This window comes from Sphingobacterium sp. UBA1897 (assembly GCF_002337775.1).
GTDB lineage: Bacteria > Bacteroidota > Bacteroidia > Sphingobacteriales > Sphingobacteriaceae > Sphingobacterium > Sphingobacterium siyangense.
Map to the genome: position 1 here is coordinate 480,725 of NZ_DDGR01000018.1, position 24,527 is coordinate 505,251.

Sequence of the window (24,527 nt, forward strand, 5' to 3'; positions counted from 1 at the left end):
TTTGGGGCTTTTTGTTTGACGAATCGTCAATATTATATATCTACGACCACATCCATTTTGAAGTCGTCATCTTTTAGATGGACAATTTCCGTGGCTTTTTCGTAGTTAGTTGATTTCTTGGAGAAGAAGTCATGTTGTGTCGTTTCAGTATTCAAACCATTCAATACGATTGGGTTGACTTGTTTTACTTCGAAGATCGGATCAAAGCCTAAATTCATCAATGCTTTGTTGGCATTGTAACGAACATATTCTTTTACCTCTGCAGTTAAGCCAACTTCAGTATAGATCTCTTCTGTATATTTCAGCTCATTTTCATACAAATTGTAAAGCAAGGCCAAGAAACGAGCTTTTACCTGATCTTGATTTTTTAATTTTTTGAATTGATCTTGGGCTATTAATCCAACGAATACACCGTGAATGGATTCGTCTGCGATAATTTTCTTAATGATATCGGCAGAAGCAACCATTTCACCTTGTCCACATAACCATAATGGCAAGAAGAATCCAGAATAAAATAAGAATGACTCCAATAATACAGATGCAGCCATCGCCATATAAATCTCCTCGTCCGAAGCATCTTCTTTATCGATTGCGCGGTAGTAACCATCAATCGTTTCTGCTTTGTATTGAAGATATTTATTTTGTTGAACCCATTCGAAAATGTCGTTTATTTCGGCGGTTGTAGAAACTGTCGTGAAAATAGTGGAATACGATTTTGCGTGGATAGCTTCCATCATACACATATAGGACAACACAGCTTTATTCTGTAATGTATCGATATGATCGATGATTTTAGGCATACCTGTGTGGCTTTGAAGAGTATCCAACAAGGTTAATCCACCTAAAGCTTTTTTATACGCATCTTTCATTTCTGGGCTGATACGTTTCCAGCTATCGATATCTTTTGAAGGAATGTATTCCGTATCGATCCAGAATTGACGGATATTTTGTTCCCAGAACATCAATACATAATCGTTCTCAGGGGTATTCCAGTTGACAGCTTTATATGTTTTACTCATTTTTAGTTTAAAGTATTAGGCATTTATTATCACGTATTTGGATTGTTGATTTTAGATAAGCCAAAAGCCGCCAATGGCGTAGGCAACTTTTGACTTTCTCCCATTATATATCCAAATACTAAAATCTCAAAATTAAGCTGAACAAGAGACACATTCGTCGATGGTCGATTTTCTTGTCCGTGTATAATAAAGGGATTTCAACCCCAATTTATGTGCATAGATATAATATCTAGACAAATCTCTTGTCGAATCCTTTGAGTTTGTATGCAAAATTGTAGATACACCCTGATCAATATGGCGTTGGATAACCGAGATCAATTTTAAGACCTTGAATTGATCCATATCATACGCCGATTTGAAATAGAAATAATTATCGTTTGTCAAGTATGGCATTGGATAGTAAGTTGTACTATCTCCATATTCACGTACTTCAATGATATCGACGATTGGCATAACTGATGCAGTTGCATTCATGATATACGAAGTCGATTGATTTGGAGCAATAGCCAAGCGGTAAGCATGATAAATACCATGTTCTTTGATTTTCGCTTTTAATTCCAACCAATCTTCTACTGTTGGAATATGTATTCCTTCAAATAACTCCGTTACCTTAGCTGTTTTAGGTATGTAATCGCGGTTTATGTAATTGTTGAAATACGTGCCATCGGCATAGGCTGATTTTTCAAATCCAACAAATGTTTTACCACGTTCTTTGGCAATTTCCATCGATGCTTCCAATGAATAATAGTTCATCATCATAAAGAAGGTATTGGCAAAATCCAGCGCCTCGTTAGATTCATACATGATGAAACTTTTTGCAAGGTAACCATGGAGGTTCATTGCACCTAGCCCTACAGAATGCAACTCGCGGTTTGCTTTTGCAATAGATGGAACCATATCGATATTGGTCACGTCTGTAACGACAGTCAAAGCGCGCATAGCCGTTTTTACGGTCTCTTTGATACGTTTGTTGTCCATTACAGTCGCGATATTTAAGGAGCCTAAGTTACAGGAGATACCATAACGGATCGTGTCCTGTTTGCCATAGATCTCAATATCGGATACTTGAGATACTTGCATGATTTCAGTACACAAGTTCGAGAATTTCACTTGACCGATTTCATTCAATGCATGGACACGGTTGGTGTTCTCTTTGAAGAAAATATAAGGATATCCTGATTCTTTTTGTGTCTGAGCAATTTTAACTAAAAGGTGACGAGCATTGATTTTTTTCTTTTTCACGTTTGGATTCGTGATCAATTCGTCGTACATCTTGTCCATATCCATCTCATCCAAGAATTGTCCATACTCTTGCATCACCGTATGTGGGTAGATCAAATAGCATGGTTCATCTTTTTCTGCCAATTCCATGAATTTATCAGGAACGATGATACCGATAGACAATGATTTGATACGTACTTTCTCGTCAACGTTGATTTTTTTACAATCTAAAAATTCTTCGATGTCGGAGTGGAAAATATTGAGGTATACTGCACCAGCGCCCGGACGTTGTCCCAACTGGTTAGCATATGAGAATGTATCTTCCATAATCTTCATGATTGGAAGTACACCGCCGGCACGGCCTTCAACACCTTTAATCGCTTCTCCGCGAGCACGGATTTTAGAGATATTGAAGGATACACCACCACCGATAGAAGACAGCTTCATTGCGGAATCAACAGCATAACCGATACCATTCAAGTTGTCGCCGATTTCATCCAAGAAACAAGATACCAATTCACCCGAGCGTTTCTTTCCTGCATTTAAGAATGTAGGGGTCGCTGGCTGATATTCTTGATTGATCATGATTTCTGCGTACTCAATTGCTTTTTGAACACCCTCTTCTCTTGCTAAGAACAAGGAAACAGCAACTACACGGTCTTCATAACGCTCTAAAAACTTCTCGCCAGAGTCATCACGTAAAGCGTAGCTCTGGAAGAATTTGAATGCCGCCATAAAAGATTCGAAACGGAATTTCTTCGCATAGACATAGTTGAATACCGTTTCCATCTCTTCAAATGTAAACCATTGGTAAAAGTCAATATAATAGTTGTTTTCTACCAAATAGTCTATTTTTTCTTTTAATGTATAAAAGAACACGGTGTTCTTATTTACATATTCCAAGAAATATGCACGAACCGCTTCCTTATCTTTATGTAAGCTGAATTCGTCATCATGCTTAATCATGATTTCATTATTAAGCAATATCCAGTTTTTTGCTACTTCGTTTGCTACCATCGCAAAAGTTCTTTAAGATGTCAATAAATTGATTAATATCTTCCATTGTTCCGGACAGTTCAAATTTGAACGCCAGTGGAATGTCGAAATCCTGTGAAATGCGATCAGCTGCTAGACCAAAATTCGGTCCCCAGTTGCGGTTGCCACTGGAAGTAACAGAATAGATATTTTTAGCTTCGCGTTTCATGAATTCTTTTGTGTTTTCGGGCACCTGTCCAAAATTTGTGGTGAAAGTGACCAAATGACCAGGGTCTTTTACCGTTAAATCGGCGGTAATCTTATGGATTTGCCAACCCGTTATCTGCGCTACTTTATCCATAAAACGTTGTACGTTGCCCGTTCTAGAATCATAATAAATGTGTATCATGTCACTGTTTCATTTTAATGATACGCTGAATTTATTAAAGTGCAATGGCAGCCAATTCCTCTGGTTTAAAGCCAATGATACGGTGTTGAATTTCTTCATTTTCCAACACAATTACCGTAGGAACTGTGCGGATTTTGAATCTTGCGGCCAAGTCTGGTTCATCAAAAGGATTAACCGTTTCATATTGGATACCTTTTTGATCCAAATAAGCCGATACTTGTGCACAAGGAGCACAATCGTTTTTCTCAAATTTGATAATTCTTGCCATGTTTACTTGTTTATTTTTTTATTCCAATCTTTATAGAAAAACTCGGTACGGAGTTAATGGTATCAATTTTAATCGGGGAGACCAGATTTAAGGTGCATCTGGCCATTTAAAATAGACAATCCATCAAAAAGAAAAGTCTGTGTTTCGATACTTAAAAACTTCGTTGAGTTGCCAATTCTTTCATTAGCTTAACAAATATCTTATATTTTCTTTCGATGCGGTAGTTTGACTTTTCCACATTTTGGGTAAAAGTTTGTCAGAGAATGCGTTTGCTGCAAATTAGTGTTTGTAAGTTGTTGATTATCTTACATTTGTAAATGTGGATAACTTTAAATTCGTAAATTTTACCCCTATTTTACAAATGATTTAAGTTTAATTTTACTGTCATAAAAAAGCTACAAAGCTTGCTTTTTTATGAAAATTTTATTATCTTATTTTGCCCTAATTTGAAAAATAAATTTATGAAGAAACTATTCTATGGTCTCTTGCTTCTAGCGTCGCTACAGACGCAAGCGCAGGAAAACATTACCTTTCAAAAACCCTCTACTGAAATTTTGGCCTTAGCCGATTATGTACGCCCCCCTCAGATAAAGATTTCAAGCGATAGAAATTGGATGTTATTTACATTCCGGCCTACATATAAAAGCCTGGCAGACTTAGGCCAAGAAGAAATGAAACTGGCTGGATTGCGGATTAATCCGAAGACGAACATGGAAAGTTCGACAATCTTTTTCGATAAGATTGCCTTGAAAAAAATAGGACAAAATATGGAATTTTCCGACTTCGCGGGGATGCCCGAAAAAGCGGCGATGGCCAATTTTGTGTTCTCTCCAGACAATAAGCGTTTGGCATTTAGCAATACAAATGAAAGTGGAACGGCCTTATTTGTCATTGATCTTGCAACGCGAAATGTCAAACAGTTGACAGCTTACAATTTGAATGGAACATTGACAGCACCATTTCAGTGGCTGAGAAATTCTTCCGGTTTAATAATAACAAGCCTGCCAAAGGATAGGGCTGCGCTGTTGGACCCCTCAAAAGATTTGCCGACAGGACCTATTGTCTCAACAAGTGATGGGAAGGTGTCCCAATTGAGGACATACCAAGACCTGCTTAAAAATCCGCAGGATGAAGTGAATTTTGAAACATTGGTGCAATCCAACCTTGAACTTGTAGATCTGGACGGCAAGATTTCTTCCTTTAAAGATAAAGCCATTTATACAGGGATCAGTTTCTCGCCGGATGGTGAGTATGTGATGATCACGACGATCACAAAACCTTATTCCTACGTAGTTCCGGTCTCGTCTTTTCCACAGCAGGTTCGAATTTATGACCGATTGGGCAAGGAAATAGCGCTTGTGAATGAGACAGCCTTGACAGAGGTAATGCCGAAAGGTTTTTCGTCGACACGATCGGGAAAACGTGCCTGGCATTGGCGGAGTGATCAGCCAGCTACGTTGGCTTATGTAGAAGCCTTGGATGGCGGGGATGCGAACAAACCTGCGGAGTTTCGTGATGCCTTATATACTTTATCGTACCCTTACGATGGTGCGGGAAAGCTTATTTTTAAAATCAAAGACCGTTATGCTGGTGTAACATGGGGGAATGATAAATATGCATTGATCAATTCGCAATGGTATGATACGAGAAACGCAAAAACTTTTGTGGTGAATCCTTCTTCGGGAGAATCCAAACTATTGCACGAGCGGAACAGTCAGAACGTCTATAATGATCCGGGAGATGTGTATATGGAAAAAAATAGTTTAGGCACTTATTCGATGTATATAGATAAGGATAAGGTGTTGTTTGTAGGTAAGGGTTTTACTAAAAATGGCGAGTTTCCTTTTGTGGATGAGCTTGATCTGCATTCATTGAAGAAAAAACGCATCTACACTGCTCCAGTATCTGAAATGCAAGAACGTATCGCCCAACTAGTGAACCCTAAAACTGGTGATCTGTTGATTTCGCTTCAGTCAGCATCCATTTATCCGAATTATTTCATGAAAAATATGAAATCGGGGAAACAGGTGACGCTCACCACGTTGGAAAACCCGTTTAAATCGTTGGAAAAAGTTCATAAAGAGATTTTAAAATACAAGCGCAAGGATGGAGTCGAACTTTCCGGAACATTATATTTACCAGCCGGTTATGATTTTACGAAGAAAGAGAAGTTGCCTCTGCTAATGTGGGCTTATCCACGGGAATATAAGGACAAGAATACAGCCGGACAAAGCACGGCCAATCCGAAGGAGTTTACCTTCCCAAGTTATGGCTCTTTTATCTACTGGGTATCGAAGGGCTATGCTGTATTGGATAATGCGGCCTTCCCTATTGTTGGAGAGGGAACAAAAGAACCGAATGATACCTTTATTGAGCAACTTGTGGCAAATGCCGAAGCTGCAATTGATGCGGTAGATCATTTGGGTTATATCGATCGGAAAAAAGTTGCTGTGGGTGGGCATTCCTATGGTGCGTTTATGACAGCACACCTGTTGTCCAATTCAAAATTGTTTGCCGCAGGAATAGCGCGTTCTGGAGCATACAATCGGACCTTAACACCATTTGGTTTTCAGAGTGAACAACGTAACTTCTGGGATGATCCAGCCTTGTATATGACCATGTCTCCATTTGTGAGTGCTGATCGGATGAAAACCCCACTTTTGTTGGTTCATGGCGGAGCCGATAATAATCCCGGAACATTCACCCTGCAGACGGAACGCTATTTCCAGGCCCTGAAAAATTTGGGAGCTCCCGTGCGTATGGTCATTTTACCACGCGAAGCTCATGGATATGTCGCCAAAGAAAATATCTTCCATTTACTTTGGGAGCAGGATCAATTTTTGGAAAAATACCTTAAAAAATAACCGGTCGATTAACCAGAAGCAATAGTGTTAAGGTGTACAAGGATTCAATGTAAAAGAAGGTGTCTAAAAAGTAAAAACAAACCCTCTGAGAATTGAATATTTGAAAAGTACCTGTATAGGGATTCGGTAAAAATTCAATATAAAAGGGGCTATCCAACCTGGACTGCCCCCAAAAGATTGGACAAATTTAGTTAATTAGATTTGTAATAATGAGCTCGATATTCTGTCGGGCTCATTCCATTTAAATTTAGTTTTATCCGTTGATTATTGTAATAGGATATATAATCTTCTATTTCGCTTTTTAACTTCTCTGTTGATTCATATTGTTTTAGATAGAACAGCTCTGATTTTAAAGTTCCAAAGAAATTTTCAATTACAGCATTATCAAGGCAATTTCCTTTTCTGGACATGCTTTGAGTGATTCCGTTTTCTTTGAGCCACTGTTGATACTTCTGCATTTGATATTGCCATCCCTGATCTGAATGTAAAATCAACTGTGAGGATACTTTTGCAAAAGGAAGTGATTTTTTCAACATGTCCATTACCGCCTTGAACACCGGTCTGTCAGTAAGCTCATAACTGATAATTTCCTGATTGAACAGATCAATGATCGGGGTAAGGTAGAGCTTTCTTCCCCTGACTTTGAACTCTGTAACATCAGTAGCCCATTTTTGGGCTGGGCTGTCAGCCTTGAATTCCCTGTTAAGGATATTGGGAGCTATCTTGCCCAGGTCACCCCGGTAGGACCGGTATTTTTTCACCCTGATCAGGCTCTTCAGCTTCATTTCTCCCATCAGCCTAAGCACGGTCTTATGGTTGATACCCTCTCCATGTCGTCTGAGCATCAGTACGATACGGCGATAGCCAAAGCGCCCCTTATGGTCATGGTATATCCTGCTGATCAGGTTCCTTACCCGTTCATACCTGTCCGGTTGTCCTGATTTCCCGGAGTAATAATAAAAAGTACTCCTTGCCATTTTAACACAGCTCAACATGGTATCCAGGTCGAATTGATGCCTTAGCTCCATTATGGCTTGCGCTTGTTTTCTTCTTGAGCTAAGGCTTGGAGCTTTTTTAGCAAAGCATTTTCCGCCCGTAAATACTCGTTCTCCTGCAAAAGTTCCTCTTCACGCGTGAGTGGTTTATTCGTTTTCCTGACCTTTCGCTTGATCTGTTGGTTTGATTTCTTAGTCATAGGTTGTCTTCCTTTAGCCCGCGGCTCCAATCCTGCCGGACCAAACTCATCCAGTCTTTTCTGCCAGTTGATAATGTGGTCATCCGAGGAAAGGTCGAAGCGCACGCGAGCCTCTTTCAAAGATAAACTTTCTTCACGGATTGCGTTAAGGACTGACAACTTAAAAGACGGGCTAAAGATCCTTTTCCCTTTTCTGGGAAGAAGTCCTGCAGATCCATGATACTTATATATCCTATACCAGGTATCAAGTAACGAATAGGCGATTCCTAATTCTCTGCCAAGAGATTTTGCAGAGCGATAATGCTCATCCATCTGTTTAACACAGCTCAGCTTAAATTCAAAGCTGTGCTTCTTTTTCTTATTCATAAAAAATGCCCCCAGAAAGTGTCTAACTTTTTGGGGGCACTGCAAACCTTGGACTGCCCCTTTTATATTGAATGAAGTATTTGTTTTATTGATTTGTGTTTTTTTACTAAAGTATCAATAGAATCAATCGTTTGGTTTATCGCGAAATGCAACGAGTTCATTGGTCTGAATAAACCTTGCGCTTCCATTTATACAATGGTAGACTTGCGTAATCATAAATAAGTTTTTTTGCTATTTACTCACTTTAACCGTAAATGGAACGACATACTGTCCCCACTCCAAAGAAATAGTTCCTTGCGGAGTAGCGTTGATCTTAAATTGTTCCTGTGAGGTACTTGCAGTAGCGTTGCTTACGGAAACGCGGAGGGCATCTTCGTTGGCATCATATTTTGTTCCCCACTGATTCCACACTTTATTGAACATAATCGTTGTTTCGTGTTCTCCAGGGATACTGTAAAGACCATATTTTCCAGCGGCTAATTTCTTGCCTTCAACCAATACATCTTTATTAAATTCGATGGTGGTCGCTTCATTCGCTCCAGTACGCCATACAATGCCGATAGGGGCGATATCAACACCAAGCTGACGGCCTTTCAATGAAGGGCGGCTATAATTAATGTCGATCGTGACACCATCGGTGGTGGTTACTTTGGTGTTGTCTGGAGGACTCGGGCGTTTACTTTTGTCTGTCTGAGCAAAGGTAAGTTGACCTATTAAGGTCAGGATTGTTAAAATTAGTACTCTCATTTTGCGTATATTATTGATTAAACAATTAAACTTAGATAAATTACTTTTTATATGCAATATGCCTTCGGTCAAATAAAAATAATTTATCGATCTATCCTCAGCTACTAAATAGCTTTTAATAAAGGAAATATAAGATTTTTCAAGTTATGGAATTGTTAGTTTTTTTTGAAGACTTCGGGCGAGGTCTTTTGGTTATATAAACGAGAAAAGCCAGGATACGAATCACTGGCTTTTTTCATTTATACCTATTATTTAAACAAGATATTCAAATAGTGTCTGGTCTTTGTTGATTTCAATGACATCAAACTTATATTCTTTCATGCGTTCAATCAATGTTTCGTAATCCTCAGGCTTGTTGAGCTCAATGCCGACTAGCGCTGGACCTCTTTCGCGTTCTGTTTTTTTGATAAACTCAAAACGGGTAATATCATCCTTAGGTCCCAATACTTCAGAAACGAAGAGTTTTAATGCACCTGGGCGTTGTGGGAAACGAACGATAAAATAATGTTTGTAGCCTTCGTAAAGTAGAGACAATTCTTTGATTTCACTCATGCGGTCGATATCGTTGTTTCCACCGGATATGATGCAGACGACCTTCTTGCCTTTAATTTCATCTTTGTGAAATTCAAGAGCAGCTACCGATAAAGCACCCGCGGGCTCAACGACAATTGCATCCTTATTATACAGCTCTAGGATACAGGTACAGATCTTTCCTTCAGGAATAGAGCGTGTATCATCCAACAATTGTTTGGCAATTTCAAATGTCGTTGCACCGATCTTTTTAACGGCGGCCCCATCAACAAATTTGTTGATATGCTCGAGCTCGATCGGTGCGCCATGTGTCAAAGCCGCTTGCATAGAAGGAGCTCCTTCGGGTTCAACACCATAACATTTGATCGCTTTGTTTTTACTCTTCAGGTAATAGCTCACTCCCGCGGCAAGTCCACCGCCACCAATTGGGATAAATATGGCATCCATATCGGGAAGATCTTGTAGAGCTTCAACGGCCACAGTACCCTGTCCTTCCACAACTTTGAGATCATCAAATGGCGGGATGAAAGTCATGCCATGCTCTGCTGTGTAAGCCAACGCCGCTTTTTGACAGTCATCAAAAGTGTCTCCGGTCAAGATAATCTCTACATTACCGTTACCCCACATTTCCGTTTGTGAGATCTTTTGGCGTGGTGTCGGTCCCGGCATAAATATCACACCTTTGATGTCGAGTTTATTGCAGGAGAAAGCAACGCCTTGGGCGTGGTTACCTGCACTCGCACATACAACGCCGCGTTGTCGCTCTTCCGCTGTTAAGGAGATAATTTTATTGTAGGCACCGCGTAATTTATAGGAACGTACGACTTGTAAATCCTCCCGTTTGAGATAGACTTCGGCACCGTATTTTTCGGACAGATGCCGATTATATTGAAGCGGTGTTCTGTTGACCACAGACTTGATGCGGTCAAGTGTAGCTTCTGAATTGATGTTTAAGGTTGATAGATTCATTGTTAGATGATTGCCTAGTTAAGGTAGCAAATAAAACGCAGATATTCGCTGTTATATGAGAGATTCTACCTATACAGTGTTTAAATTTAGTTGATTTTGAATGGAAGACCGTCTGAACACAGGCTAAAATAATAATCAGCTATGCGTCATATGGATCCTTTTAAAAAATGTACTTATGATAAAAAAAGGCTGCATCTGCAGCCTTCCTTTTTTTATATTTTTTCCTGGATGAGGCTTTTTAGGTCATCATCACAAATATTTTTCTTTTCGTCGGCTAAAACCAAGAAACGTTGATAGCAATCTGCTAAATCATCTTTTTCAAGATGGAAGCCTAAACGCTCCAAATGGTGTTTAAGGGCATGTCTTCCTGAACGTGCAGTTAAAATAATATCAGCTTCAATCAAACCAACATCTTCTGGTCTGATGATCTCATAGTTTTCGCGGTGTTTTAGGAAACCATCTTGGTGGATACCCGAGCTATGCGCGAAGGCATTACGGCCAACGATCGCTTTATTCGGTTGGACAGGCATGTTCATCATTTCACTTACCTTGCGCGATAAGTACGTAAACATGCGGCTATCGATGTTTGATGTTAAGCTTCCAAACGACTGGTTGTGTACTTTAAGGATCATAGCTACTTCTTCAAGCGACGTGTTTCCGGCACGTTCACCGATACCGTTGATCGTACATTCTACCTGGCGGGCTCCATTTTGAATGGCAGCGATAGAATTTGCTGTTGCAAGTCCTAGGTCATTGTGACAATGTGCGGAAATAATTGCCTGATCGATATTGCGTACATTCTCCTTTAGGTAGTTGATTTTTGAACCATATTGGTCTGGTAAACAATAACCGTTTGTATCAGGTATGTTGACCACCGTAGCACCAGCCGCAATCACCGACTCAACCATTTTAGCTAGAAATTCCAAGTCTGCGCGACCAGCATCTTCTGCATAAAACTCGACATCTTCCACATAGGATTTGGCATGTTTTACAGCCGCAACAGCACGTTCTAAAATTTCTTCTCTTGTGCTGTTGAATTTATATTTGATATGCATGTCCGAAGAACCAATACCGGTATGGATACGTGGGCGTTTGGCATATTTTAATGCCTCGGCAGCTACGTCAATATCGTTTTGATTGGCACGGGTCAATGCACATATAATAACATCGTTCACCGCTTTAGATAATTCTACCACCGATTGAAAATCACCAGGGCTAGACACTGGGAAACCGGCTTCGATAATATCTACCCCTAGTTTTTCCAAGTCTTTAGCAATCTCAATTTTCTCTGGAGTAGTTAATTGGCAGCCTGGTACCTGTTCGCCATCACGTAAGGTGGTGTCGAAAATGTAAAGATGATTAGGATCGTGTAACATAATTTCTTAATTCAAAAGATTTACAAATTAAAAAGGGTATACTATTTAATAAACTCCAATACTTTTTCACCCATTTCCTGAGTACCTAAGATTTTTGAAGATTCAGTGCTGCTGTTGGCAATATCACCGGTTCTCCAACCAGCTTTTAATGTTTCAGCAACAGCATTGGTAACAGCTTTAGCTTCGTCCTGTAGACCAAAGCTAATATCAAGCATCAAGGCTGCAGATAAAATTGAAGCAAGTGGATTTGCTTTATTTTGACCAGCGATATCGTGTGCTGAGCCGTGGATAGGTTCGAAGAAGCCTGTGCCATCACCTACGGAAGCAGAAGCCAACATACCCATTGAGCCTGCGATCTGTGACGCTTCGTCTGTCAAGATATCACCAAAAAGATTGGCCGTCAATACCACATCGAATTTCTTCGGATTTTTAACCAATTGCATGGCTGCATTATCGATAAACATGTGCTCAGTTTCAACATCCGGATATTCTTTTGCGATCTCCTGTACCACTTCTCTCCATAGGCGGGATGTTTCCAATACATTGGCTTTATCAACAGAGCATAATCTTTTGTTACGTGTGCGTGCTGCATCATAAGCTTTACGTGCGATACGTTCAACCTCGTAACGGTGGTAGTTCATCAGATCTGACGCAAAGGTGTTGTCCTCATTACGGTTTTTTTCACCAAAATACACATCACCTGTCAATTCACGGAAGAAAAGGATATCTGTACCTTGAAGAATTTCAGGTTTTAAACTCGAAGCATCCAATAACTCGTCGAATAAAAGGATTGGACGAAGATTTGCATAAAGACCTAGTTCTTTACGGATTTTCAACAAGCCTTGTTCAGGTCTTACTTTAGCAGAAGGATCATTATCATACTTGATATGGCCAATGGCGCCGAAAAGGATCGCATCAGAAGCTTTTGCTTTCGCTAATGTTTCATCAGGAAGAGGGTTGCCCGTAGCTTCAATTGCAGTATGGCCCATGATAGCTTCATCAAAGCTGAATTCATGACCATAATTTTCACCGATTTTTTCTAAAACTTTTTTACCCCAAGTTGTTACTTCTTGGCCGATGCCATCTCCAGGTATGATTAAAATATTTTTCTTCATTGTATTTTTAGTATTGAGCTATCAGCGATATGTATATTGAAACTTTGGAAGATAGGCCTAAGCCCTATTGTATTGTCTTTATTTTTGACTTTTGATTTCCAGTGTTTAGCCGATAGCTTGATTCTCTTTTTATTTTTTTGTTCTTGTTTTCGAATTAATTGAAGTTATCCACATTTTTCATGTGGATAAAGCTTCTTTTTTGTGGATAACTTCGGATACAGCCTTTACTTCTCCTTTTTCCAACACGATTTTATTGTCAATGCAGGTTGGTAGTTGTGTTTGGAAGTGCCCTACATAAATGAGCGTCTGGCCACTTTTACTGAGGTCATCAATGACATCGTTGAAATACTGAGTCTGCTCTTTATCTAAGCCCTGACATGGTTCGTCCAAAATCAGCAATTCTGGATGCTTCACGATCGTGCGAGCCAATAGGACCAAACGTTGTTGGCCTAATGGTAACGACCCCAAGGTTTTGTGTTTAACCTCTTTAAGGTCAAAAAAATGGAGAATTTGCTCGAGCTTTTGCTGTTGTTCAAATCCTAATCGCTGGTATAGGCTCATGGAATCAAAAAATCCAGAAGCAATAGTCTGCCCAACGTTGGCATTCATATCATAGTACCAATGCAATTCTGGCGATATAATACCCAAATGTTCTTTGATATCCCAAATGCTTTCTCCAGATCCTCTTTTTTTGCCAAAAAGATGGATGTCGTTGGCATAGGCCTGTGGATGATCGCCGTTGATTAAACTGAGCAACGTGGATTTTCCTGAACCATTATGCCCTTGTAGCAACCATTTTTCGCCGGCTTTTACTTCCCAGTCAATATTCTTTAAGACTTGTTTTTCGCCATAGGAGATATTGATCTTGTTCATTTTTACCATGATCGGAGAAGTTACTTCAGGGGCTCGTTGCAGAAAATAGGGGAGTGCCTTTCTTGTGCGGGGCAATCCTCTGGATAACGCATTGCTATTTTGGCGAATAACAATCTTACCATGCTGGATCTCCGCAAAACGATTGATACATTCCGGTTGTTCGTCATCATTACTTATCAACAACAAGGTAACTCCTTTATCCGCAAGCTGATCGAAAATCTGATTGAGATCTTCCCGAGACTGTGCATCTAGTCCTGTATAAGGCTGGTCGATAATGAGCACCTGAGGTTGAAGCCACAAGGCCTTGATCAATTGCAGTCTTTTGTGTTCGCCACTCGAAAGTTCAATCAACTGCTGGTCTTTGAAATTTTCGAATCCAAAAATGTTCAGGTAAGAACGTACGTTTTCAAAAGAAAGCTGTTCTTCTTGCGCAAAATGTTTCAACTCAGCAAAAACCGTTAATGTATCGTTTTTTGCAAATTTGTTGTAGCGCTGTTGGTAATAGAAATTGCGATCGCCTTCAAGATTGGTAAATTGAAACCAATTGGAAACGTAGTGAATTTTTGCCGGCAGTGGGCTTGTTGGATTAAGGTGGAATGTGATCTCGCCTTCATACTTCAATTGCCCGGCAATCGCTTTTGCAAGTGTGGTTTTTCCTGTACCGCTAGGACCGCCTAAGATCCATTGTTGGCCAGGAAAAATTTGCCAATTTAAGTCTTGCAGTACGGTATCTTTACCGTACTGAATGGTTAAATTGGCAATATGGACGACAGGATCTACCATTGTCTGTTTGCTTCAAATGCTTCGATTGAATCTTTCTGGTTAAGGATAAAATCAATGTCATCATATCCATTGATCAAACATGATTTTTTGTATGGATTGATTTCAAACTCAAATTGATCACCTGTCTCTGTCAACATGACTGTTTGTTTTTCAAGATCAACGATAATCGCTGTTGTCGGATTTTGGTGCACCAATTCGAAGATTTTTGCCAAAAACTCTTCGGGTACCTGAATCGGTAATACACCATTGTTAAGGGCATTTCCTTTGAATATATCGGCAAAGAATGAGCTGATGACCACATCAAAACCATAGTCTTGAATAGCCCATGCAGCATGCTCGCGGCTTGAACCACAACCAAAGTTTTTACCGGCAACCAATATTTTTCCTGTATAGGTTGGGTTGTTCAATACAAAGTCAGTTTTAGGCTGATTGTCTGTATCAAAACGCCAGTCGCGGAATAAATTATCACCAAAACCTTCGCGCGTAGTTGCTTTTAGAAAGCGTGCGGGTATAATTTGATCGGTATCAATATTTTCGATAGGTAGAGGGACTACCTGTGACGTTAAAGTTTCAAATTTTTTCATTTTTTTCTGCTTAGATCAACTCTCTTACATCTGTTACTTTACCTGTTACTGCCGCAGCTGCTGCTGTCAAAGGAGATACCAGCATGGTGCGGGCATTCGGTCCCTGACGCCCTTCGAAATTTCTATTTGAAGTCGAAACACAATATTTACCAGCAGGGATTTTATCTTCGTTCATACCTAAACATGCCGAGCATCCTGGTTCACGTAACTGGAATCCTGCCGCTTCAAATATTTTATCCAAGCCTTCTTCTTTAGCTTGTTTTTCTACTTGTTTTGAGCCCGGTACAATCCATACTTCAACGTCTTGTGCTTTTTGCTTGCCTTTAACGAATGAAGCTACTTCACGTAAATCTTCAATACGGGAATTGGTACAACTTCCGATGAACACATAATCAACACGGTTGCCTAAGACTGTTGAGTCATCTTTGAAGCCCATGTAATCCAATGCTTTTTGGTACGATGGTCTTTCTGATTCCGCTTGTGCGCTAGTTGCTGGAATATGCTCCGCAATACCCATACCCATGCCTGGATTGGTACCATAAGTAATCATTGGCGCAATGTCTGCAGCATCAAAAGTCAACACTTTATCAAAGATGGCATCTTCGTCAGAATACAATGTTTTCCAGTACGCTAGGGCTTTATCCCATTCTTCACCTTTCGGTGCGAATTCACGACCTTCTACATAGTCGAAAGTGATCTGATCCGGAGCAATTAAGCCTCCACGTGCACCCATTTCGATACTCATGTTACAAATGGTCATACGTGCTTCCATGCTTAATGAACGGATTGCTGATCCAGCATATTCAATAAAGTAACCTGTACCGCCCGCAGCAGAGATTTTGGAGATGATATATAGGATGATATCTTTTGCCCCAACTCCTTTTTGAAGGGTACCGTTGACTTCAATTTTCATTGTTTTTGGCTTCGACTGCAATAAACATTGCGTTGCGAAGACCTGTTCAACTTGAGAGGTTCCAATACCAAAAGCAATAGCTCCAAAAGCACCATGTGTTGAGGTATGACTATCGCCACAGACCATCGTTTTACCTGGTAGGGTAATACCCAGCTCCGGACCAATAACGTGTACAATCCCTTGGTATGGATGCCCCAAACCATATAATTCAATACCAAATTCAGCGCAATTTTTGGTGAGCATATCAACTTGATAACGGGATAGCTCTTCTTTGATCGGTAAATGTTGATTGAGTGTCGGTACGTTGTGGTCGGCAGTAGCTACCGTTTGCTTTGGACGAAAAACTGGGATTCCTCTTTTACGCAAACCATCGAAAGCTTGAGGTGAAGTAACTTCATGAATCAAGTGGGTGTCGATATAAATAATATCCGGAAACCCTTCTTCACGCTTGACGACGTGAGCATCCCAAATCTTTTCTACTAATGTTTTTGACATTTTTTAATCTCTCTTATGTTATTTTTATATGAATCAAGGTGATATTGTAAATGTCTCAATATCACCTTGATTTCAATATACTAAATTACGAAATATTCATGATTTTTGGAGCATGTATAATTTCGTATGGACTTTTAAACAGTTTTGATCGCTTTCATTGCAGTCATCGCTTTACGCAATTTGCGACCAACGATTTCTACAGGGTGATCACGCAAAATTTCATTGATGACAACCAATTGTGCGTTATCAACTGCAGCATCTTTGTTGTCGTTAAAGTTTTTACCGACTAAATCCGTATCAACAGTTTTCATGAAGTCTGCCAACAAAGGTTTACAAGCTTGGTCGAATAGGTAACAACCGTATTCTGCTGTATCAGAGATAACACGGTTCATTTCGAACAACTTCTTGCGAGCGATTGTGTTAGCGATCAATGGTGTTTCGTGCAATGATTCGTAGTATGCTGATTCTGGTTTGATACCTGCTTCAACCATTGTTTCGAATGCCAATTCAACACCTGCACGGATGAAAGCAACCATTAGCGTATAGTTGTCGAAGTATTCTTGTTCGTTGATTTTAACATCACCAGCAGGTGTTTTTTCGAATGCAGTTTCACCTGTTTCGGCTCTCCATTTCAATAAATTTGCATCACCATTTGCCCAATCTTCCATCATGGTCTTGCTAAAGTGACCTGACATGATATCATCTTGGTGTTTTTGGAATAAAGGACGCATGATATCCTTCAATTCTTCTGAGATCTCAAATGCTTTTACTTTTGCAGGGTTGCTCAAACGGTCCATCATTCCGCTTACACCACCATGTTTCAAGGCTTCCGTAATCACTTCTACACCGTATTGTACCAATTTCGATGCGTAACCAGCTTCGATACCTTTCTCGATCATTTTGTCGAAAGACAAGATCGATCCTGTTTGCAACAATCCACAAAGAATTGTTTGCTCACCCATCAAATCTGATTTTACCTCAGCTACGAATGAAGATTTCAATACACCAGCCTTGTGTCCACCTGTCCCTACACAGTACGCTTTTGCTTCAGCCCAGCCTTTTCCTTGTGGATCATTTTCCGGGTGAACAGCGATTAAAGTAGGAACACCAAAACCACGAAGGTACTCTGCACGAACCTCAGAACCTGGACATTTTGGAGCAACCATGATGACAGTAATATCTTTACGGATTTGCATACCTTCTTCAACGATGTTGAAACCGTGTGAATACGATAACGTGGCGCCTTCTTTCATCAAGGGCATTACAGCGTTGATTACTGAAGTATGTTGTTTATCTGGAGTCAAGTTGATAACTAAATCCGCAGATGGGATCAATTCTTCGTAAGTGCCTACGTTAAAGTTGTTGTCCGTAGCGTTTTTCCAAGAATCTCTTTTTTGTTCAATAGCTTCTTTACGCAAAGCATAAGAAACGTCCAGTCCGCTATCTCTTAAGTTTAAACCTTGGTTCAAGCCTTGCGCACCACATCCTACGATTACGATTTTTTTACCTTTTAAAGCGTTTACACCATCCGTGAATTCGGTGTTGTCCATGAATTCAGCGTGACTTAATTGTTCTAACTGCTCTCTAAGCGGTAAGGTGTTGAAATAATTTGCCATTGTTTTACTTTCTTTCTGTTATGGGTTGTTGATTATTTATTTTAATTATTGTACTAATCTGCGTTGAGCCATTGCGTAACCGAAATGAACGTTATCGTGTCCTGATGTCAGGGCTATAACTTCTTCAATGGTATCCATTGGATAGCCATAGGTTGCTGTTGAAAAAGAGGTGATTTCTCCGAAAACACCGTTTTCATAGTCAGCAGCAATTTGCTCAATACTGCGGATTGCGATTTCTTTCAATTCATCAACCTCTGCTTGTTCAACAAAGCGGGTTGGCTTGGTGTCTTTTTTATAATCTTCGTTATAGTTCACCCAAGTCGTATCGGCCTTGATTCCTGTACGGACATAAACCAAAGTCTGTGTGCTGACGACAATGTGGGCAAAATTCCAGATGATATTGTTGTTAAATCCCGCGGGAATTTTGTTAAGCTGTTCAATGGAAAGACCGTCAAGTAATTCAATGAATTTTTGACGTGACTTTAAGATAAATTTAAATGTCTCTTGCATAATACTATTAAAGCTTACATCGTAAATACGTCATCTCTTTTGTCGAGATACTCGTTTTCTACAATTTCTATCGATGGTTCCTTGGCTTCAAACTGAACCAATTTGGAATGGAAACCTGCACTATCTTTAATGATGGCGATACGTGCGCCACGGACAAATTCGATCAAACCATATTTGGTCAGTTCTTCTGTCAACTTATCGATCTCCTCGCGGTGACCTGCAGTTTCAAAGACGATGTAGTCGTTGCGGATCACAACAACATTGGCACCATATTGACGTAATAAACGTTCTACATATACTTTTTCATTGACAACATCGGCAGGTACTTTATACAACGCCTGTTCTTGCCAGATCACTTCATCATTGGTGTTGTAATAGGCCTTGAGGATATCAATCTGTTTTTCCAGTTGACGACAAAGCTTACGCAGAACATCTTCAGCCTCCGTAATTACGATGGTAAAACGATGTATTCCTTCTACTTCAGAAGGAGAAGTATTCAAGCTTTCAATATTGATTTTTCTTCTTGAAAAAATTGTTGAGATCCGACCGATAAGACCGATTGAATTCTCTGTATATAGGGTGATGGTATATTCTTGTTTTTCCATGTTAAATTCTACTTTAAACGTATCTCAGATACCGATGTTCCTTGTGCAACCATTGGAAATACATTGTTTTCCTTACCTACCATCACTTCCAATAGATATGCTCCGTCGTGATCAATCATGGTTTTCAGGGCATTACGTAGGTCTTTACGTTCCGAAATCTTCTGACCGTCGATGTAATAGCCTTTCGCTACAGCAACAAAGTCAGGACTCGTGATATTCACGAATGAATAACGTCTGTCGTGGAACAATTGCTGCCACTGACGTACCATGCCCAAGAATTCATTATTGAGGATCATGATTTTGACTTTTGCGCCAAATTGCATAATCGTTCCTAGCTCCTGGATCGTCATTTGTATACCACCATCACCGATGATTGCTACGACAGTTTTCTCTGGAGCGCCGTACCAGGCACCGATGGCTGCCGGAAGACCAAAGCCCATCGTTCCTAAGCCTCCTGAGGTTACATTCGATTTGCTGTTGTTGAATTTAGCATAGCGACAAGTTACCATTTGGTGTTGACCGACGTCCGTTGTAATGATCGCATCACCGCCTGTCAATTCATTCAACACATTGATGACCTCACCCATGGTCATAATATCTGTTTGTGGGTGAAGTTCATTTTGGATGACTTCTTTGATTTCTTCTTTTTCAAGTTCACGGAATTGTGCAAGCCAGGCGGAATGATCTGTAGCGTTTACCAATTCCGTCAGCATTGGAAGTGACTCTTTACAGTCGCCCCATACAGGTACGGTTGTCTGTACGTTTTTGTCAATCTCTGCTGGGTCTATATCCAAATGGATTACTTTTGCTTGTTTGGCATATTTGTCCAAACGACCTGTTACACGGTCATCGAAACGCATACCAATGGCTATTAAAACATCACATTCATTGGTCATGACATTTGGCGCATAGTTACCATGCATACCCAACATCCCTACGTGAAGTTTATGATCCGTTGGAAGTGCACTTAAGCCCATGACAGTCGATGCCGATGGAATTCCTGTCTTCTCGATAAAAGCTTTGAACTCTTCCTCTGCTTTTCCAAGAATGATGCCTTGTCCAAAAAGAACAAATGGTTTTTTTGCTTTGTTGATTAACTCGGCTGCCTGCTCAACATATTCTTTACGAACTTGTGGTGCAGGTCTATAGCTACGTACGTGGTTGCATTTTTCGTAACCGAAGTAATCGAACAATTGTAGCTGTGCATTTTTAGTGATATCGATCAATACCGGTCCTGGACGACCTGTGCTGGCAATATAAAATGCTTTTGCGAGTGCAGCTGGAATTTCAGTTGCGTCGGTGACTTGGTAGTTCCATTTTGTGACTGGTGCCGTGATATTGATGACATCTGTTTCCTGAAAAGCATCTGTTCCCAAGAGTGAAGCAAAGACCTGACCTGTGACACAGACGATAGGGTTACTATCGATCATGGCATCAGCCAGTCCAGTAACTAGGTTTGTTGCTCCAGGACCACTTGTCGCAAAGACGACGCCTGTACGACCTGAAGTTCTTGCATAACCTTGCGCCGCGTGGATTCCACCTTGTTCATGGCGCACTAAAATATGCTTCAGACGATCCGTATAATCATAAAGGGCATCATAGATCGGCATAATTGCGCCTCCAGGATAACCAAATACGGTATCAACTCCTTCGCTCAATAAGGCCTCCAATACAGCTTTCGATCCCGAAATTTGTGTCGGAGTTTGCTGCGCTGTAGCGGCCTTATTTTCTGTTATTTCCAGTGTACTCATTACGTTGATTTTTTTATTGTTGATTATTCAGTCTTTTTAGTATTTAGATATAAGATCTGAGACATTAAGCATCGATTGTTTAGGTCTCTATTTGCTTAATGTCTCTGTTTTTATTTTCTACTGATCCGTTACACAGCCTTCTGAGGCATCGGCAACAGTTTTAGCGTATTTGTATAAAACTCCTTTGTTAACTTTTAACGCTGGTTGTACCCAAGCGGCACGGCGTTGCGCGATCTCTTCATCGGAAAGTAGCACATTGATGCTATTATTTACTGCATCGATCTCGATAATGTCATCATCATGTACAAGACCGATTAATCCGCCTTTGTAAGATTCCGGTGTGATATGCCCTACGACAAAACCATGTGTTCCACCTGAGAAACGTCCATCGGTAATTAAAGCAACAGATTTACCAAGACCGGCACCAATAATCAAGGAGGTTGGTTTAAGCATTTCAGGCATGCCTGGTGCTCCAACAGGACCTTCATTTTTGATCACGACAACATCTCCTGGTTTGATTCTACCAGATGCAATACCGGCCACTAGATCATGCTCTCCATCGAATACGCGTGCAGGACCAGTGAATTTTTCACCTTCTTTACCGGAGATCTTGGCAACAGAACCTTTCTCTGCTAAGTTCCCATAAAGAATCTGTAAGTGTCCTGTAGCCTTGATTGGATCGCTCAATGGTTTGATAATCGGTTGGTCATATTCCATGATTGATTTAACATCAGCCAAGTTCTCAGCGACCGTTTTTCCTGTTACCGTAATACAGTCGCCATGAAGTAAACCTTCATTTAAAAGATATTTCATGACAGCAGGAGTTCCACCAAATTGCTGAAGATCTTGCATCAAGTATTTACCGGATGGTTTGAAGTCAGCTAATACAGGGGTTTCGTCACTCATGCGTTGGAAGTCATCTTGCGTGATGTCTACGCCTACGGCTTTGCCTATTGCAATAAAGTGAAGTACAGCATTGGTACTACCACCCAAGATAACAATGGTACGTAGTGCGTTCTCAAATGCTTTACGTGTCATGATATCAGAGGGCTTGATATCTTTCTCAAGCAGCGTGCGGATATGTTGACCTGCCTCTAAACATTCATTTTTCTTTTCTTCCGAGATCGCTGGATTGGAAGATGAGTATGGTAAGCTCATTCCCAAGGCTTCAATTGCCGAAGCCATGGTATTTGCTGTATACATTCCGCCACAAGCACCAGCACCAGGGCAGGTATGTTTGATAATGCCTTCATAGTCTTCATCCGAAAGATTTCCGCAGATGCGTTGTCCCAATGCTTCAAATGCAGACACAATGTTTAATTCTTCACCTTTATAGTGGCCTGGAGCGATAGTACCGCCATACACCATTAAAGAAGGACGGTCCAAACGGGCCATTGCCATAATTGCACCGGGCATGTTTTTGTCACAGCCAGGAATAGAGATCAAGCCATCATAATACTGTCCACCACAGATCGTTTCGATACTATCAGCGATCACATCACGACTTACCAACGAATAACGCATCCCATCGGTACCATTGCTCATACCGTCACTGACGCCAATGGTTCCAAAGGTCAAACCTACTAAATCATTGTTCCAAACGCCCTTCTTGACAATTTGTGCCAAATCATTTAAGTGCATATTACACGTATTACCATCATATCCCATGCTGGCAATACCGACCTGTGCTTTGTCCATGTCGGCATCCGTAAGACCGATACCATAAAGCATTGCTTTTGCAGCAGGTTGCGTTTCGTCTTGTGTAAATGTACGGCTGTATTTGTTCATTGCGTTTTCGCCGTTAGATGATGACTTCATAATTTTCGTTCTCTAATACTAAATTTTTATATCTTCTTTGGATTGATGCACCTATGCTGTGTTCCCAGGCTTCTTTGTAGATGACATCATCGACTTGTTTGATTCCGATAATTTCTGCCGCAGTCCCGCATAAAAAAGCGCTGTCAGCAGTGTAAATATCTTCTACCGTCAATTGCTTTTCAATGACTTCAAAGTTTAATTTTTTACAGATGTTTTTTACAGTCTGACGTGTAATGCCCGGGAAAATATTCTTCACTGGCGGCGTATAGATTTTGAAATCCTTTTCGATGAAAATATTTTCACTGGATGCTTGGGCGACGTAGCCTTCGTGGTCGAGCATTAACGCTTCGTCGTAACCCTTCCTGATGGCTTCTGTTGTCGCAAGGATGGAGTTTACATATTGCCCAGAGATCTTCGAGTCAATTTTAAACGACTTTGGATTAGGTCTTTTGATATCAGAGATACATACCTTTAATAGGTTTTGACCAAGATATGGCCCCCATTCCCATGCTGCCATCATGATGGTTGCTTCGGTTGATGAGGTTAGGTGCATATTTGAACCGGTCAATACCAATGGACGTATATAAGCTTCTCTTAGGTTGTTGTTGGCCAAGAGCTCATAACAGATGTCGATCAGCTCTCGGTTGCTCCAACGATAGGGAATATTAACGGCTTCACACGATCTCTTTAAGCGATCGAAATGCATGTCAGCTTTAAAGATACGTGGCCCATTGTGGGTATTATACGCACGTAAACCATCGAACACCGCATACCCATAATGCAGTGACTGTGCAAAGGGATCCAATGCAGCTTCGGAAGCTTTTACAAAAGCTCCATCTAAATAGATCAACGTGTTTTTATCGTAATATTTCATAACCCAAAATTTACCTAAGTATAATAGTTCCCCTTGTTGTAATATTGGTGGTAAATCATGCTATCTCAAGCTTCTATAAAAACTTTCGATTTTCATTTCCTCAAGGTAGCAGGAATTACAATAATTGGCAATAGGCAAAGTGCTAATTTTGTATTTAGAATAAAATTTTATTAAATATGTTTTTGTAAAATTTTATTTTTCAATAATTCATTTTATTCGGTTTTATATTTTGTTAGTCGTATACCATATTTAAAATTGGTCTACAGGTGTAAAAAATTATTTTTTGTTACAATGGCCAATTTTCTTCCTAAAATGAAGAAAATGTCAAAAAAACTTTAAAAAAAAAGCTTCCGATATTTCTATCGGAAGCTTTTTAGATTTTATAAAATCGAGTTGATTTAATCTCCGATAATTCCTTCAGCAAGCACGGTAATGACATTGTCTTTTGCTTCCACAACACCACCTTTAATGAACACTTCTTGTCCACCGTTACCTTGTTGAATAATTACTTTTCCATCTTCCAAAGTAGAAACGATGGCAGCGTGGTCTTTCAAAATTTGAAAAGAACCCGCAGTGCCCGGTACAGTAACGGATGTTACTTCGCCTTCGAATGCTAATTTGTCTGGAGTGATAATTGTTAATTTCATTAT

Annotated in this window: 20 protein-coding genes; 1 reads left to right on the top strand and 19 read right to left on the bottom strand. The window is 40.2% G+C overall.

The window, feature by feature from the left end; translation table 11 throughout:
* Positions 1 to 32: 32 nt before the first annotated feature.
* The 4 genes from nrdF to B4N43_RS10265 all read right to left on the bottom strand — a co-directional run bounded on the left by nrdF (position 33) and on the right by B4N43_RS10265 (position 3,892).
* Complete coding sequence (gene nrdF / locus B4N43_RS10250; protein ID WP_070570180.1) at positions 33 to 1,019, bottom strand: class 1b ribonucleoside-diphosphate reductase subunit beta; 987 nt, start codon at positions 1,017 to 1,019, stop codon at positions 33 to 35.
* A gap of 132 nt (positions 1,020 to 1,151) precedes the next feature.
* The gene (gene nrdE / locus B4N43_RS10255; RefSeq protein WP_120335019.1) at positions 1,152 to 3,257 is read right to left on the bottom strand and encodes a class 1b ribonucleoside-diphosphate reductase subunit alpha; all 2,106 of its coding nucleotides are present in this window, start codon (positions 3,255 to 3,257) and stop codon (positions 1,152 to 1,154) included.
* Positions 3,217 to 3,624: a class Ib ribonucleoside-diphosphate reductase assembly flavoprotein NrdI gene (gene nrdI, locus B4N43_RS10260; protein ID WP_053003630.1), complete on the bottom strand. Its 408-nt coding sequence runs from the start codon at positions 3,622 to 3,624 to the stop codon at positions 3,217 to 3,219. Before nrdI ends, nrdE begins: the two co-directional genes overlap by 41 nt.
* Before the next feature lie 34 nt (positions 3,625 to 3,658).
* Positions 3,659 to 3,892 (bottom strand): thioredoxin family protein, encoded by a 234-nt coding sequence (locus B4N43_RS10265; protein WP_046673718.1) that lies wholly within the window; start codon positions 3,890 to 3,892, stop codon positions 3,659 to 3,661.
* Positions 3,893 to 4,353: 461 nt separating this feature from the next.
* Between B4N43_RS10265 and B4N43_RS10270 the strand changes: the two genes are divergently transcribed.
* Entirely contained in the window at positions 4,354 to 6,756 is a 2,403-nt protein-coding gene (locus tag B4N43_RS10270; protein ID WP_286734517.1) for a S9 family peptidase, read from the top strand.
* A 191-nt stretch (positions 6,757 to 6,947) separates the two neighbouring features.
* Here the strand turns inward: B4N43_RS10270 and B4N43_RS25500 are convergent.
* The 15 genes from B4N43_RS25500 to atpC all read right to left on the bottom strand — a co-directional run bounded on the left by B4N43_RS25500 (position 6,948) and on the right by atpC (position 24,524).
* A protein-coding gene (locus tag B4N43_RS25500; protein WP_376749009.1) for an IS3 family transposase occupies positions 6,948 to 8,317 on the bottom strand; the annotation gives its coding sequence in 2 pieces (ribosomal slippage) (positions 6,948 to 7,822 and positions 7,822 to 8,317; 1,371 coding nt in all).
* Between the two features lie 231 nt (positions 8,318 to 8,548).
* The gene (locus B4N43_RS10285; RefSeq protein ID WP_070570172.1) at positions 8,549 to 9,064 is read right to left on the bottom strand and encodes a DUF2911 domain-containing protein; all 516 of its coding nucleotides are present in this window, start codon (positions 9,062 to 9,064) and stop codon (positions 8,549 to 8,551) included.
* A 252-nt stretch (positions 9,065 to 9,316) separates the two neighbouring features.
* Positions 9,317 to 10,564 carry a threonine ammonia-lyase IlvA gene (gene ilvA, locus B4N43_RS10290; protein ID WP_286734522.1) on the bottom strand — a complete coding sequence of 416 codons (1,248 nt, stop codon included), beginning with the start codon at positions 10,562 to 10,564 and terminating at the stop codon, positions 9,317 to 9,319.
* Between the two features lie 212 nt (positions 10,565 to 10,776).
* Positions 10,777 to 11,940, bottom strand: a complete 1,164-nt coding sequence (locus B4N43_RS10295; RefSeq protein WP_120335010.1) for a 2-isopropylmalate synthase — start codon at positions 11,938 to 11,940, stop codon at positions 10,777 to 10,779.
* 41 nt (positions 11,941 to 11,981) lie between these two features.
* A complete protein-coding gene (gene leuB, locus B4N43_RS10300) occupies positions 11,982 to 13,055 on the bottom strand; it encodes a 3-isopropylmalate dehydrogenase (RefSeq protein ID WP_120335009.1) in 1,074 nt (357 codons plus the stop codon).
* A gap of 177 nt (positions 13,056 to 13,232) precedes the next feature.
* Complete coding sequence (locus B4N43_RS10305) at positions 13,233 to 14,711, bottom strand: ATP-binding cassette domain-containing protein (RefSeq protein WP_286734524.1); 1,479 nt, start codon at positions 14,709 to 14,711, stop codon at positions 13,233 to 13,235.
* On the bottom strand, positions 14,705 to 15,295 hold the full coding sequence (gene leuD, locus B4N43_RS10310) for a 3-isopropylmalate dehydratase small subunit (RefSeq protein WP_075994369.1): 591 nt from the start codon (positions 15,293 to 15,295) through the stop codon (positions 14,705 to 14,707). Before leuD ends, B4N43_RS10305 begins: the two co-directional genes overlap by 7 nt.
* Positions 15,296 to 15,305: 10 nt before the next feature.
* Positions 15,306 to 16,703 carry a 3-isopropylmalate dehydratase large subunit gene (gene leuC, locus B4N43_RS10315; protein ID WP_075994368.1) on the bottom strand — a complete coding sequence of 466 codons (1,398 nt, stop codon included), beginning with the start codon at positions 16,701 to 16,703 and terminating at the stop codon, positions 15,306 to 15,308.
* A 134-nt stretch (positions 16,704 to 16,837) separates the two neighbouring features.
* Entirely contained in the window at positions 16,838 to 18,319 is a 1,482-nt protein-coding gene (ilvC, locus tag B4N43_RS10320; RefSeq protein ID WP_088163107.1) for a ketol-acid reductoisomerase, read from the bottom strand.
* A gap of 45 nt (positions 18,320 to 18,364) precedes the next feature.
* On the bottom strand, positions 18,365 to 18,829 hold the full coding sequence (locus B4N43_RS10325) for a DinB family protein (protein WP_220801573.1): 465 nt from the start codon (positions 18,827 to 18,829) through the stop codon (positions 18,365 to 18,367).
* Positions 18,830 to 18,843: 14 nt separating this feature from the next.
* Positions 18,844 to 19,434 (bottom strand): acetolactate synthase small subunit, encoded by a 591-nt coding sequence (gene ilvN, locus B4N43_RS10330; RefSeq protein WP_070570155.1) that lies wholly within the window; start codon positions 19,432 to 19,434, stop codon positions 18,844 to 18,846.
* 8 nt (positions 19,435 to 19,442) lie between these two features.
* The gene (ilvB, locus tag B4N43_RS10335; RefSeq protein WP_286734527.1) at positions 19,443 to 21,185 is read right to left on the bottom strand and encodes a biosynthetic-type acetolactate synthase large subunit; all 1,743 of its coding nucleotides are present in this window, start codon (positions 21,183 to 21,185) and stop codon (positions 19,443 to 19,445) included.
* A gap of 117 nt (positions 21,186 to 21,302) precedes the next feature.
* Entirely contained in the window at positions 21,303 to 23,003 is a 1,701-nt protein-coding gene (gene ilvD / locus B4N43_RS10340; RefSeq protein WP_088163104.1) for a dihydroxy-acid dehydratase, read from the bottom strand.
* Positions 22,987 to 23,877, bottom strand: a complete 891-nt coding sequence (locus B4N43_RS10345; protein WP_286734529.1) for a branched-chain amino acid transaminase — start codon at positions 23,875 to 23,877, stop codon at positions 22,987 to 22,989. The genes ilvD and B4N43_RS10345 overlap by 17 nt, the downstream gene beginning before the upstream one ends.
* Positions 23,878 to 24,275: 398 nt before the next feature.
* Positions 24,276 to 24,524, bottom strand: coding sequence for an ATP synthase F1 subunit epsilon (gene atpC / locus B4N43_RS10350; RefSeq protein ID WP_075994362.1), 249 nt, complete (start codon positions 24,522 to 24,524; stop codon positions 24,276 to 24,278).
* Positions 24,525 to 24,527: the final 3 nt, after the last annotated feature.

Coding starts and splice junctions, on each gene's coding strand:
- nrdF (WP_070570180.1), bottom strand. CDS start 1,019: ATGAGTAAAACATATAAAGCTGTCAACTGGAATACCCCTGAGAACGAT.
- nrdE (WP_120335019.1), bottom strand. CDS start 3,257: ATGGTAGCAAACGAAGTAGCAAAAAACTGGATATTGCTTAATAATGAA.
- nrdI (WP_053003630.1), bottom strand. CDS start 3,624: ATGATACACATTTATTATGATTCTAGAACGGGCAACGTACAACGTTTT.
- B4N43_RS10265 (WP_046673718.1), bottom strand. CDS start 3,892: ATGGCAAGAATTATCAAATTTGAGAAAAACGATTGTGCTCCTTGTGCA.
- B4N43_RS10270 (WP_286734517.1), top strand. CDS start 4,354: ATGAAGAAACTATTCTATGGTCTCTTGCTTCTAGCGTCGCTACAGACG.
- B4N43_RS10285 (WP_070570172.1), bottom strand. CDS start 9,064: ATGAGAGTACTAATTTTAACAATCCTGACCTTAATAGGTCAACTTACC.
- ilvA (WP_286734522.1), bottom strand. CDS start 10,564: ATGAATCTATCAACCTTAAACATCAATTCAGAAGCTACACTTGACCGC.
- B4N43_RS10295 (WP_120335010.1), bottom strand. CDS start 11,940: ATGTTACACGATCCTAATCATCTTTACATTTTCGACACCACCTTACGT.
- leuB (WP_120335009.1), bottom strand. CDS start 13,055: ATGAAGAAAAATATTTTAATCATACCTGGAGATGGCATCGGCCAAGAA.
- B4N43_RS10305 (WP_286734524.1), bottom strand. CDS start 14,711: ATGGTAGATCCTGTCGTCCATATTGCCAATTTAACCATTCAGTACGGT.
- leuD (WP_075994369.1), bottom strand. CDS start 15,295: ATGAAAAAATTTGAAACTTTAACGTCACAGGTAGTCCCTCTACCTATC.
- leuC (WP_075994368.1), bottom strand. CDS start 16,703: ATGTCAAAAACATTAGTAGAAAAGATTTGGGATGCTCACGTCGTCAAG.
- ilvC (WP_088163107.1), bottom strand. CDS start 18,319: ATGGCAAATTATTTCAACACCTTACCGCTTAGAGAGCAGTTAGAACAA.
- B4N43_RS10325 (WP_220801573.1), bottom strand. CDS start 18,829: ATGCAAGAGACATTTAAATTTATCTTAAAGTCACGTCAAAAATTCATT.
- ilvN (WP_070570155.1), bottom strand. CDS start 19,434: ATGGAAAAACAAGAATATACCATCACCCTATATACAGAGAATTCAATC.
- ilvB (WP_286734527.1), bottom strand. CDS start 21,185: ATGAGTACACTGGAAATAACAGAAAATAAGGCCGCTACAGCGCAGCAA.
- ilvD (WP_088163104.1), bottom strand. CDS start 23,003: ATGAAGTCATCATCTAACGGCGAAAACGCAATGAACAAATACAGCCGT.
- B4N43_RS10345 (WP_286734529.1), bottom strand. CDS start 23,877: ATGAAATATTACGATAAAAACACGTTGATCTATTTAGATGGAGCTTTT.
- atpC (WP_075994362.1), bottom strand. CDS start 24,524: ATGAAATTAACAATTATCACTCCAGACAAATTAGCATTCGAAGGCGAA.